Origin of the sequence: Staphylococcus ureilyticus (assembly GCF_002902235.1) — a bacterium.
Taxonomy (GTDB): domain Bacteria; phylum Bacillota; class Bacilli; order Staphylococcales; family Staphylococcaceae; genus Staphylococcus; species Staphylococcus ureilyticus.
On the sequence record NZ_PPRL01000080.1, the window covers coordinates 1 to 11,726 of the forward strand.

The window sequence follows — 11,726 nt, forward strand, 5'->3', positions numbered from 1 at the left end:
TGATGGAAATACATCCGGTTCAAATGGAGGTACAGGAACACCGACAAAGCCTGACCGACCAAATGAAGGTGGAGGTTCATCGCCAAAACCAGATAAACCCAACGATGGAAATACAACCGGTTTAAATGGAGGTACAGGAACACCGACAAAGCCTGACCGGCCTAATTTGACACCACCGTCAAACTCTCATTATCCCAATACACCAAGTAATGGAAATCATGAGAGTGGTAATGGAGATGCGTATCAACCAACAAAACCAATCAAACCATCATATTCTGCGCGTCCGAACTTAAAAGGGTCAAGTGAAAATGCACAATCAAATAAATATCAAAGTGATTTTAATTATGGAGATTTAGCAGTTAAAGAAGATACAAATCAAGCGTCGACGCATACAAAAAGTGACCGTCAAATTTTAAATAGATTTAACCAAATGTCTACCGGTTCATTTAAATATAATCCTTTTGTCGTAAACCAAGTAAAACAATTAAACAATGGTGAAGAAAAAATTTCTAATAGAGAAATTTTATCCATATTAAGACCACAACGATTTGATGATAATGCTTTTTTAAATGAGTTACAGAAAGGAACGAATTATTTTAAATTTCAGTATTTTAACCCATTAAAATCGCAGGATTATTATAAAAATTTAGATAATCAAGTTTTAGCTTTGATTACAGGTGAAATTGGTTCTATGCCAGATTTGAAAAATCCCAAAACGGAAAGTGCTACAGGTAAATATGAGTATCACTCTAGTGGCGATGAAGAAATGACTGAAACTGCAGATAAAGATTCAAAAAATACTATTGATATAAAATTTGAACGTATATTATTTGCTTTAATAACAGCTATTTTTATTATCTTTATAGGTGTCGTAGTTGGTTACTTTGTTCATCGTAAAAACAAAAATAATGAATAACTAAAATATAAAAAGGGTTAATCCATTTCATAAGATGGATTAACCCTTTATTTTGAGAATGTAACTATTTTCTTATTTTATAACAAAATGTTAGTTAAACAATAAGATTAAAAATAAATGAAGTAGTTTCTTGTAACTCTTTTATTTTTTCTGGTCCAATTAAAACTTGAATAATTACTACAAAACCATTTTGCATCATATGTACAGCAATAGGAACCCATATGCGCTTAGTAAACGCATATAATCCTGAAAAAATCATTCCCATACCAAAGTAAATGATGAAGAAAGCTGGGTCACCGTGTGCAGCACTAAATATAATAGAACTTACTACCGAAGCTACAATGAATTTTAGGGTCTTATTACCTTTCATAAGTTGATATAACTCACCAAAGATAACTTTTCTAAACACATATTCTTCAAGAATTGGGCCTACAATTGAAATTAAAATAATGAAGACAGGTATATCTTGAGCGACTTTCATTAACCTTTCTGTATTTGGACTTGATTGCGGTCCACCTAATACAAACATATTAATTAAATTAGCAATGATTTGATAAACCATAACACTAACATATCCAACGAATGCCCATAGTATTGCGTAGCGTTTCTTCTCTTTTGCTTGTTGTTCTAACTGTGTTGGATTAGCAATGAAATTATTGATTATAATGATAATGATGGATGCAATTATAAATAAAATCACTTGTGTATAAATATTGGTAAACATTAACGATTTACCACTTAAATTGCTGAAAAAACCAGCCATATGTAAAAATAAAACACCATATTGTGCTAGACCATAAATAACTAATGTCAATATGGATACCCACAAACGAGACATAATGAACCTCCAAAAATAGTTTATATCTTATTTTAGCGTAAATTATGTTCATACACAAAATATACAACGATGGTTTTAACTTGAAATATTGACCAACTTTGATTATTATAGAAAATAGATTAGCACTCAAGGTAATAAAGTGCTAAAGATTTCCAATTCTAAGGAGGAACAATCAATGTTAAAACCATTAGGTAACCGAGTAATTATTCAAAAAATAGAACAAGAGCAAACAACAAAAAGTGGTATTGTATTAACAGATAGCGCTAAAGAGAAGTCAAATGAAGGTACGATAATTGCAGTAGGTGCAGGACGTATTTTAAAAGATGGTTCTCGAGTTGCTCCTGAAGTGAATGAAGGCGATAACGTTGTTTTTCAACAATACGCTGGCACAGAAGTTAAACGTGGAGACGAAACATATTTAATTCTAAACGAAGATGATATTTTAGCAATTATTGAATAATAAAAATTATAACTACGATAAAATATACTAACAACATGGAGGTTAAGAAATATGGCTAAAGATTTAAAGTTTTCTGAAGATGCACGTCAATCTATGCTAAGAGGTGTAGATAAATTAGCAAATGCTGTTAAAGTTACAATTGGTCCTAAAGGACGTAATGTTGTATTAGATAAAGAATACACTTCACCATTAATTACTAATGACGGTGTAACAATTGCAAAAGAAATTGAATTAGAAGATCCTTATGAAAATATGGGTGCTAAATTAGTACAAGAAGTAGCGAACAAGACAAATGAAATCGCTGGAGACGGTACAACTACAGCTACTGTATTAGCACAAGCAATGATTCAAGAAGGTTTGAAAAATGTTACAAGCGGTGCTAACCCAGTTGGACTACGTCAAGGTATTGACAAAGCTGTAGAAGTAGCGATTGAAGCTTTACATGAAATTTCACAAAATGTAGATAATAAAAATGAAATAGCACAAGTTGGTTCTATTTCAGCAGCTGATGAAGAAATTGGTAAATATATTTCTGAAGCAATGGAAAAAGTTGGAAATGATGGTGTGATTACAATTGAAGAATCAAGTGGCTTTAATACCGAATTAGAAGTTGTAGAAGGTATGCAATTCGACAGAGGTTATCAATCTCCATATATGGTCACAGATTCAGATAAAATGGTTGCAGAGTTAGAAAGACCATATATTTTAATTACAGATAAAAAGATTTCATCTTTCCAAGATATTTTACCGTTATTGGAACAAGTGGTTCAAGCTAATCGTCCAATTTTAATAGTAGCTGACGATGTTGAAGGCGATGCATTAACAAATATAGTATTAAACCGTATGCGTGGCACGTTTACAGCAGTTGCAGTAAAAGCGCCTGGATTTGGCGATCGTCGCAAAGCAATGTTAGAAGATTTAGCAATTTTAACAGGTGCACAAGTGATTACTGACGATTTAGGCTTAGAACTTAAAGATGCAACAATTGATATGCTTGGTACTGCTAATAAAGCTGAAATTACTAAAGACAATACTACAGTTGTCGATGGTGATGGTGATCAAAACAATATCGATGCAAGAGTAAGTCAAATCAAAGCACAAATTGATGAAACTGATTCTGATTTTGATAGAGAAAAATTACAGGAACGCTTAGCGAAATTAGCAGGCGGTGTTGCAGTAATTAAAGTTGGTGCAGCAAGTGAAACAGAGTTAAAAGAGCGTAAATTACGTATTGAAGACGCTTTAAACTCTACAAGAGCTGCCGTTGAAGAAGGAATTGTAGCAGGCGGTGGTACAGCATTTATGAACATTTTTGATGAAGTATCAAAAATTGAAGCTGAAGGCGACGTAGCTACAGGGGTTAATATCGTCTTAAAAGCTCTAGAAGCACCTGTACGTCAGATAGCAGAAAATGCTGGCTTAGAAGGCTCAATTATAGTTGAAAGACTTAAAAATTCAGAAGTAGGCGTTGGCTTTAATGCTGCTACTAATGAATGGGTGAATATGCTTGAAGCTGGTATTGTAGATCCAACTAAAGTAACACGCTCATCACTTCAACACGCAGCAAGTGTTGCAGCTATGTTCTTAACAACAGAAGCAGTTGTTGCTAATATTCCTGAAGAAAATAACAATGAACCGCAACCAGGTATGGGTGGCATGCCAGGCATGATGTAAAATATTTATCACATCCATGTTTAGTTGGTTGATATGACGAAATAATATAAAAATTAAAAACAAACTTTATAGAAGATACTCATGGACGTTTCTCATTTAAACAAATTTTTTGAGAAACGTCTTTTTTATATATCATAGTATAAGTTAAAGCAAAACAAACGTGTTATTAAACTGAAGATTTACTAGTGATAATACAAAGGTGTCAGTGAATGCTTTTTGATTATAAATTATATCTAAATTTTGAATCGATGGACTAGATATTAATAATTAAAATATACATTGTCTATAATAATTTTACTTATGTGAATAAGTATTAAATAAAAGGGTAGAGAGTGGATGTACGTTTTTATAGCCACATTATATTTAAGTTGCACGATATTTGAAGAGTGGAGGGGATTAAATTATGACAAAGAAATCAGTATATGATGTTATTGATATGGGTGTTAATTATTTAATTTCAGGTTATGATAATTGGAGTAATGATCAAGTATTGGACGATAAAATTGATTTATTCCCAAATACAATACATTGGCAATATGGTCATGTTTTAACTATATTTGAATCTGCATTATCTTTATATGATAAAAATACAGTAGATGTAGAGAAATACACACGTTTATTTGGCTATGGATCCTCACCAGAAAATTGGGGAGATGAAACAGTACCAAAAATAGATGAAATCTTGAACGATTTACAAACCTTACCAGAGCGTGCTCAAAAAATTTCAGATGAAGAACTACAAGCAGAATTAACTGAAACCATTGCAGGTTGTAATACGTTAGACGAATTGTTGGTATTAAATGCCATTCATATTCCTTTACATGCTGGTAAAATTGAAGAAATGTCTCGTGTTTTAAAACAACAACAATAAATTAAAGAGATACTGATATATAAATACTAGAAAAATAGCACACAGATGATTTAATGATATAATTAAATCCATCTGCGTGCTTCTTTATTCTTCAGTATTTCGTATTGTTGACTCGCTTTCTTAGGGGGGCAGCTTCATCCTGTGATCTTCAGCTTATCCTGTTCCCCCAAGCGTCTCGCTAGAATACAACTCATTCACATGTAATTCCACATTAAAATACTTTAAAAAACTTTAAAAAACAAGGCTCTATATCAAACTAGGTAGTAGCTCAATGAGCTAACTATACTTAACACAATATTGAAAAGGGCAATTTCTACATGATTTCAATAGAAATTGCCCTTTTTTACTTGTCCAAGAACTTTATGTCCCAGTGACTTTTTTATACATTTTGTAAATCAGAAATGGCTTTAGCTATTGAATCAAAGACATGAGGGATATCATCTTTTTCTACACAACTAAAAGCAATTCTAATGTCAGAATCATTTAATGCAATTACACCAATAGAATAATTTTCGATTAAATGCTTACGTAACTGTTCTGGATTAACATTTTTAACTTTAAGCGCCATAAAGTATCCAGAGTTAAAATCATAGGGTTGCCAATATGTTGAATATTTTTCGTCATAAACAACAGATTTTGTAGTTTGGTATCTTGCATTTAATGTATCTATATTCTTTTGAATCTCTTTGTCAAATTGATCATGGTTTTCAAGTACATATTTAACTGCACTTTGAGAAGGCATTGGTCCACTAGAAATATTACTTCTAATTAACCCTTTTACTTTGGCTTCTAAGACTTGTTTTGTAATAGGATCGTTCACACTAAAACTAATAAATCCAACACGTAACCCCCATGCAAAGAATTCTTTAGTAGCTCCATCTAAGCGGATAGGTAATAAATTAGGCAAATGTAAATTTGTTAATGCAGTAAATAGAGATTGCGTGTAAACATCTTCATAGAATAAACCATAGTAAGCGTCGTCTATTAATGCAATAACATTAGTGCCACGCTCTGCAAGTGATTTGATAGCATCGACAATAACGGCTACTTCATCTTTAGTAGGCGTATAGCCAGTTGGGTTATTAGGATAATTTAGGATTAAAATAACTTTATCTTTGTTATATTGTTCTAAAGTATGAACAAGTTGTTCAGTGGTAAAATGTCCATGCTCATCGAAGATATCATATGTTTCAATTTCAGCACTATGTCTTGTACTATATACTAATTTATAGTTACCCCAATTATGTGATGGTAGTAAAATTGTGTCTCCGCTATCAACAAACATATCTCCCACAATAGATAGACCGTGTGTCAATGCATTCGTAACAATAGGTCTTGTCATGTGATTCGCAGTTAAATCAGGATTGTCTTTCAACATTTTTTGTTGCCATAAATCGCGAAGTGCTTCTAAACCTTGAGGAGGTGCGTACGGAAAGATGTCATTTGGTTCTAAATGATTGAACATATCATTTAACGTTTCAGCATACATTTTACTATCTTTATATGTTGCCATACCAATCGTGGCATTATATTTAGTAGCTTTTGCTTCTGCAGATTGTGATAGAATGCCCTTTGGATAATACATTAATTTGCCCAAGTCTGAGAGCATATCTGCGATTTCTGGATTGGATTTAGATAATTGTTCGTTTAAATCTAAAGCTAAAGGATTCATAGTTTGTTAACCTCTCTTTACTTTTTAAATGATATAACTATATTATCTTGAAATCAGTCAAAATTAAAGCGTTGTAAACATTTTATAAGAAAAATATAAATTTATGGTCATTTTATACGAACATGTGTTCTGTTTTATGTTAGAATATAGATAGGCCATCAAAATCCTACATGGTACTTTTTTTGTGGGGGGTGTAGTATGATTACGTGGTGGCAAGAAATTTTAGTAACTTTAATAACAGGTGGCTTACTTGTTGTATTCCGTGTTTGGTTAGAAGATAAGTGGAAAGACAAATAGGTGGCCTTACACAAAAAACCCCAAGTCTGATAGCGCAGACTTGGGGTTGTGTAGTATAATTCGTGGATACAATTATATTTTAGCACCACCAAGTATAAACTGCAAACAATATATTCTATTGCGTGTAATGGAAATTAATAAAATAATAAGTTTAAATAGAAATAATACGAATGAGTTTTAGAAATTGCGAGTGAATTTTGATACAATATAATTATTTGAGGTGAGTATAGTGAAGCATTTAACAAAAATATTTGTGGTTATTGCTATTGTATTGTTTGTCGTTGGTTACTATTTACAAGCTACTGGACATGAAAATTCAGGTATAAAATTATTAATTGCAGCAATTATGTTTATGATTTGTGCATTTATAAATAGAAGTAATGATAGACGCAAAAGAAATAACCAAAATCATAAAAGGAAATAAATAGTAAGATAGAGACAACAATTTCTTTCTTACTAAGAGTAAGGCTACCCATTTTTTATGTGGGTTAGCCTTTTTATTTTAAACGATATAGTTATTAGTTTTAATTTTTTAAAAAATTTTCAATCACTGTAAATTTTTATTTAAAATGAAATTTTGACTTTACAAGTGTGTATATATTGTATATATTGTGTATATACAGTTATAGGGGAGGACGTTAATGAAAATACTTTTAAAAAATAGTAGTGAAAGGCCGATTTATGAGCAAATCAAACAACAAGTAAAAGAGAACATTTTAAAAGGATACGTTGCTCCTGGAGAACATTTGCCTTCAATGAGAGAATTAGCACAGGATTTAAGTGTCAGTGTAATCACCACAAAGCGTGCCTACGAAGATTTAGAAAAAGATGGTTTTGTTTTTACTATAAGAGGAAAAGGTACATTTGTGAAGGAGCAGGACAGTTCAATTTTAAAAGAAAAACAATTTATAGTTATAGAATCCTTAGCTAAATCAATGAGTAAAGAAGCCAAGACCATTGGGATGACTTTATCAGAGTTACAAGAAATATTAGCGTTGATTTATGAGGAGGACGACGAATGAATGCAATAGAATTGAAAAACATTAATTATCATTTTAAAGAATTTCAATTAAATGATATTTCATTTAAAGTCCCTCAAGGATTTGTAACTGGTTTTATCGGAGCAAATGGTGTTGGTAAAACGACAATTATCAGGTTAATCATGGATTTAATTGAACCTAATGATGGTGAAATATTCGTTTTTAACCAAAAAATGAAAAATAATGCTGTTGCAATAAAAGATAAAATTGGTTTTATTTATTCTGAGTTATATCTTAATGATAAATGGACAATAAAGAAAACAGAAAGTTATATTGCGCCATTTTATAGTTATTGGAGTCATGATATTTTTAAACATTATGTTGAGTTGTTTGGTTTACCTTTTAATAAAAAGATTAAAACATTTTCAACAGGAATGAAGATGAAGTTATCTATTGCAATTGCATTTAGCCATCAAGCGGAATTATTTATTTTAGATGAACCTACTTCAGGCCTAGATCCTATTGTTAGAAATGAAGTTTTAGATATCATTCAAAAAGAACTTATTGATGAGAAAAAGACTGTTTTTTTATCAACACATATTATTTCTGATTTGGAAAAAATTGCTGATTATTTAGTTTATATTAAAGATGGAGAAGTTGTTTTGAATGATTTTTTAGATAAACTTTTAAATCAGTTTAAAATTGTCAAAGGTGATTCCGATCAAATTGATGAAGAGTTAAGGCAATTAACTCAATACTTTGAAAGTAATAAAACGGGTTATACTGCACTAACAACTCAAGCCAATGTGTTTTATGAAATATTTGGAAACGCCGTTGCAATCACTAGTCCAACAATTGAAGACTTAATGGTTTACCTCGAAAAAGGTACCCAAAAGAATGATTAGGGCCTTTCTAATAATTAACAACGCGGGAGGTATAAGATGAAAAATTTACTTATTCGAAACCTTAAGTTACGTAAATGGACGATTGTTTTATATGCAGTTTTACTTGTTATTTCGCCTTTACAATTAATTTTGAATCATGACACCATGATGAATAAAGTGATTTATTCTGCACTTGTTATGGTACTGGTAGTTATTTCAGTTTTAGATTCAGGACATGTTTTTCGTTTTAATAAAAAGCTAGGACACAAACAATCCTATGACTTTTTTGCTAGTTTACCGGTTTCTAAATTATCTTTATTAAATGCGAACTATATAACTGTTTTGGTATTTACTTTTATTGGTGCAGGCATTTTATCTTTATATGGTATTTCCAATGATAACTATACAAATAATACAATTAACATTAACTTCACATTGCCATTTTCTTATTCTTATATTGCCATCAACTTCTTTGCCATACCATTAGGCTTTAAGCGTTATACAGAACAAAAGGCAGAATATATTTCATTTATTCCTTACGTGCTAGGGATGTTAATTTTCTTACCGTTTGTCATTGCAATTATCATTATTGGTTGTTCATTACTATTTGATTATGACTTTGAACATTTAAAATATTTTAAAAATTTCTTTAACTATGGCTTTTTGTCACTAAGTGTTATATTTTTAGGAATAAATTATATCATTCAATATAGAAAGCTAAATTAACTTTAAAGGAGGCGCATTATGCAGTTAAAACAAATTACTAAAACATATGGTAGTAATAATGTATTAGATCATATTGATTTTGATTTTGGCCATAGTCAAATTGTTGGTTTAATAGGTAAAAATGGAGTGGGTAAAACCACTTTAATGAAAGTGATGAATGGCAACATTGTAAATTATAAAGGTGAAGTTCAACTAAGTAATAAAGAAAACGTAGGTTATTTAATTGATCATCCTAAATTATACGATAATAAATCTGGCTTATATAACTTGAAGCTTTTTGCAAATGTGTTAGGAAAAGGATTTGATAAAAAGTATGCTGATCAAATTATCGATGCATTTGGAATGCGCGGTTATATAAAAAAGAAAATTAAAAAATATTCAATGGGTATGAAACAAAAGTTAGCTATTGCAGTGTCTTTAATGAATAAGCCCAAATATTTAATTTTAGATGAACCAACAAATGGAATGGATCCTGACGGTTCAATTGATGTTTTAAAAACGATACAATCACTTGTTCAAGAACTAGATATGAAAATCCTGATTTCAAGTCATAAACTTGAAGACATAGAGTTAATTTGTGATAGAGCAGTCTTTTTAAGAGATGGAACATTTGTACAAGATGTTGATATGAAAGAAGGTGCTCCAACAGATTCTACGGTATTGAATCTTGAAGCAGGTGACTTTGAGGCAGGATTAGCTTATTTAAATGAACATTTTGATGTTATACAGTCTCAAAAAGAAACAGGAGAAGTTATATTAAAGGCTCAAAAAAGCTATAAAGACATATTACGAGGGTTAGCAAGTAAAGAAATTTTCCCTGAATTTATTGAAACACGTAAAAGTTCGTTACGTGATACGTACTTTAATATCAATCAGAAAGGTGGCCAATAATGAACAGTATACAACTCGTAAAATATGACTTGATTAGTATATTTAAAAGTCCTTTAACTTACTTAGCATTATTATTGACGATTTTACCAATGATTGGATTTACAATTTTATTTGTTCAACAATCTGATGAAATGGATGGTAATACATTACTTTCAATTGGTAGTTGGTTCTTTTCTATTATGGGTCTACTTTTTGTAATTAAAACAATTACACGTGATATTTCTCAAGGTACGATTCAATTATATATGAATAAAACATCGAGTCGTGTGGGTTATGTTGTTGCAAAAGTTGTTTCTATTATACTAATTGCTATATTAATAACAGCTATTCTTGTTGCATTTGTTTTAATTGTTCAAGGTATTGTAGATGGTAAAAATATTAAAATGGATAAAATTTTTGAATTACTATGGTTTTTCCTAATGTTCCATTTATTCTTTGGATTACTATTATATTTATTTGCATTAGTAGTGCCTAAAACAGCGCTTATTTTCACATTAGGAATTTTCTTAGTATTGATTGTGCCTTTTGCAGAGCCTTTCTTACCAATGATTCCAAAAATTGGAGATAACATACAAGACTCATTAAAATATATTCCATTTAGTTATTTAACATCGAAAACGACTTCTGGAGATTATACATTCAGTAATTGGCAATGGTTTATTACCTCAGCTTCAATTGTTATTTTATTTATTATTAATCTATTCTATGCATCTAAAAAAGATATTTAATAGTAGAAATTAAACTTCAATAAAAACACGTATGAATTGTAGTAAAGCTCATCCAATTCATACGTGTTTAATTATTTAGTGATTAATTTATCTAAGATTGAATCGTAAACATGTTTCCACATTTGTGAGTCTGTTTTGTAACGATTTGCAATAATTGTGTGTGTTTCTGCTGATTTATCTTTAAATGTAGGGTCGTCTTTTTCAGGTAATTTTGAGCGCGTGTCATCTACAAAGTTTTGGACTTGTCTAGCACGAGGGCCCCAAACAGTTTGTTGTTCAAAATCATCATTTAGAAAGACAAATATTGGAATAGATCTAGCCGTGCCATTTGTTAAGTATTGATCTATTAAATCAGTATTTTCATCGCGATGGAATACTCTGACTTCCAAGTGTAATGCTTCACTAATATGTTTTAGAATAGGAAGATTCATCATAGCATCTCCGCACCAATCTTCTGTTATTACAAGCACTTTGCTGTAAGGTAAAGATTTGATTTTTTCAAGACGTTCATCATCTTGAGGAAGTGAGAATGATTTATAAATTGTAAGTAAATTTTCTTGGTTTTCAGTCATATCCTCAATGTACTGATCAAGTGGCTGACTGTTTTTGAAATAAGTTTCTAAACTTGTCATTATTTTTCCCCCTTTAATTTATTAGCTATTATTATAGCAACAATTTTTAATGAAAGAAAATTTTTAATACTTAGAAAAGTAATAAGTTTTAATATTTGTTTTAAATGAAAATACTAAATGATTATGCTATATTAATTTAGTATGAATAGTGTAAAAC

Annotated in this window: 14 protein-coding genes; 11 read left to right on the top strand and 3 right to left on the bottom strand. The window is 30.7% G+C overall.

Translation table 11 applies throughout. From position 1 onward, the window contains the following. Positions 1-916 (top strand): SdrH family protein (locus CD150_RS13415; protein ID WP_240621217.1); only part of this gene is annotated, 916 nt, incomplete at its 5' end. A gap of 94 nt (positions 917-1,010) precedes the next feature. Here CD150_RS13415 and mroQ read toward each other — a convergent pair. Further along, on the bottom strand, positions 1,011-1,754 hold the full coding sequence (gene mroQ, locus CD150_RS08115) for an intramembrane glutamic endopeptidase MroQ (RefSeq protein WP_070039270.1): 744 nt from the start codon (positions 1,752-1,754) through the stop codon (positions 1,011-1,013). Positions 1,755-1,929: 175 nt separating this feature from the next. Between mroQ and groES the strand changes: the two genes are divergently transcribed. The 3 genes from groES to CD150_RS08130 all read left to right on the top strand — a co-directional run bounded on the left by groES (position 1,930) and on the right by CD150_RS08130 (position 4,759). Continuing rightward, positions 1,930-2,214, top strand: a complete 285-nt coding sequence (gene groES, locus CD150_RS08120) for a co-chaperone GroES (RefSeq protein ID WP_019469562.1) — start codon at positions 1,930-1,932, stop codon at positions 2,212-2,214. A 51-nt stretch (positions 2,215-2,265) separates the two neighbouring features. Beyond that, entirely contained in the window at positions 2,266-3,888 is a 1,623-nt protein-coding gene (gene groL / locus CD150_RS08125) for a chaperonin GroEL (protein ID WP_046207998.1), read from the top strand. 403 nt (positions 3,889-4,291) lie between these two features. Next, positions 4,292-4,759: a bacillithiol transferase BstA gene (locus CD150_RS08130; RefSeq protein ID WP_064209736.1), complete on the top strand. Its 468-nt coding sequence runs from the start codon at positions 4,292-4,294 to the stop codon at positions 4,757-4,759. Positions 4,760-5,138: 379 nt separating this feature from the next. On the opposite strand, the gene CD150_RS08135 is transcribed toward CD150_RS08130, so the two are convergent. Then, positions 5,139-6,431 (bottom strand): aminotransferase class I/II-fold pyridoxal phosphate-dependent enzyme, encoded by a 1,293-nt coding sequence (locus CD150_RS08135; protein WP_103161480.1) that lies wholly within the window; start codon positions 6,429-6,431, stop codon positions 5,139-5,141. A gap of 201 nt (positions 6,432-6,632) precedes the next feature. Between CD150_RS08135 and CD150_RS13735 the strand changes: the two genes are divergently transcribed. The 7 genes from CD150_RS13735 to pmtD all read left to right on the top strand — a co-directional run bounded on the left by CD150_RS13735 (position 6,633) and on the right by pmtD (position 10,937). Further along, positions 6,633-6,728, top strand: a complete 96-nt coding sequence (locus CD150_RS13735) for a Trp-rich small protein (protein WP_225309943.1) — start codon at positions 6,633-6,635, stop codon at positions 6,726-6,728. Between the two features lie 229 nt (positions 6,729-6,957). Further along, positions 6,958-7,152 carry an SE1626 family protein gene (locus tag CD150_RS08140; protein WP_046207995.1) on the top strand — a complete coding sequence of 65 codons (195 nt, stop codon included), beginning with the start codon at positions 6,958-6,960 and terminating at the stop codon, positions 7,150-7,152. 217 nt (positions 7,153-7,369) lie between these two features. Then, the gene (pmtR, locus tag CD150_RS08145) at positions 7,370-7,750 is read left to right on the top strand and encodes a PSM export ABC transporter transcriptional regulator PmtR (protein WP_046207994.1); all 381 of its coding nucleotides are present in this window, start codon (positions 7,370-7,372) and stop codon (positions 7,748-7,750) included. Next, positions 7,747-8,613 (top strand): phenol-soluble modulin export ABC transporter ATP-binding protein PmtA, encoded by an 867-nt coding sequence (gene pmtA / locus CD150_RS08150; protein ID WP_046207993.1) that lies wholly within the window; start codon positions 7,747-7,749, stop codon positions 8,611-8,613. Before pmtR ends, pmtA begins: the two co-directional genes overlap by 4 nt. Before the next feature lie 36 nt (positions 8,614-8,649). After that, a complete protein-coding gene (gene pmtB, locus CD150_RS08155; protein ID WP_103161481.1) occupies positions 8,650-9,318 on the top strand; it encodes a phenol-soluble modulin export ABC transporter permease subunit PmtB in 669 nt (222 codons plus the stop codon). Between the two features lie 18 nt (positions 9,319-9,336). After that, positions 9,337-10,209 carry a phenol-soluble modulin export ABC transporter ATP-binding protein PmtC gene (pmtC, locus tag CD150_RS08160; protein WP_103161482.1) on the top strand — a complete coding sequence of 291 codons (873 nt, stop codon included), beginning with the start codon at positions 9,337-9,339 and terminating at the stop codon, positions 10,207-10,209. Continuing rightward, a complete protein-coding gene (pmtD, locus tag CD150_RS08165) occupies positions 10,209-10,937 on the top strand; it encodes a phenol-soluble modulin export ABC transporter permease subunit PmtD (protein WP_073345956.1) in 729 nt (242 codons plus the stop codon). Before pmtC ends, pmtD begins: the two co-directional genes overlap by 1 nt. 71 nt (positions 10,938-11,008) lie before the next feature. Here the strand turns inward: pmtD and CD150_RS08170 are convergent, their stop codons facing one another. Then, the gene (locus CD150_RS08170; protein ID WP_064209734.1) at positions 11,009-11,569 is read right to left on the bottom strand and encodes a thioredoxin family protein; all 561 of its coding nucleotides are present in this window, start codon (positions 11,567-11,569) and stop codon (positions 11,009-11,011) included. Positions 11,570-11,726: the final 157 nt, after the last annotated feature.

What these genes read in the sequence shown, in the direction of transcription:
- groL (WP_046207998.1), top strand. Translation starts at nt 2,266, where the DNA reads ATGGCTAAAGATTTAAAGTTTTCTGAAGATGCACGTCAATCTATGCTA.
- pmtD (WP_073345956.1), top strand. Translation starts at nt 10,209, where the DNA reads ATGAACAGTATACAACTCGTAAAATATGACTTGATTAGTATATTTAAA.
- pmtC (WP_103161482.1), top strand. Translation starts at nt 9,337, where the DNA reads ATGCAGTTAAAACAAATTACTAAAACATATGGTAGTAATAATGTATTA.
- pmtR (WP_046207994.1), top strand. Translation starts at nt 7,370, where the DNA reads ATGAAAATACTTTTAAAAAATAGTAGTGAAAGGCCGATTTATGAGCAA.
- pmtB (WP_103161481.1), top strand. Translation starts at nt 8,650, where the DNA reads ATGAAAAATTTACTTATTCGAAACCTTAAGTTACGTAAATGGACGATT.
- pmtA (WP_046207993.1), top strand. Translation starts at nt 7,747, where the DNA reads ATGAATGCAATAGAATTGAAAAACATTAATTATCATTTTAAAGAATTT.
- CD150_RS08170 (WP_064209734.1), bottom strand. Translation starts at nt 11,569, where the DNA reads ATGACAAGTTTAGAAACTTATTTCAAAAACAGTCAGCCACTTGATCAG.
- CD150_RS08130 (WP_064209736.1), top strand. Translation starts at nt 4,292, where the DNA reads ATGACAAAGAAATCAGTATATGATGTTATTGATATGGGTGTTAATTAT.
- groES (WP_019469562.1), top strand. Translation starts at nt 1,930, where the DNA reads ATGTTAAAACCATTAGGTAACCGAGTAATTATTCAAAAAATAGAACAA.
- mroQ (WP_070039270.1), bottom strand. Translation starts at nt 1,754, where the DNA reads ATGTCTCGTTTGTGGGTATCCATATTGACATTAGTTATTTATGGTCTA.
- CD150_RS08135 (WP_103161480.1), bottom strand. Translation starts at nt 6,431, where the DNA reads ATGAATCCTTTAGCTTTAGATTTAAACGAACAATTATCTAAATCCAAT.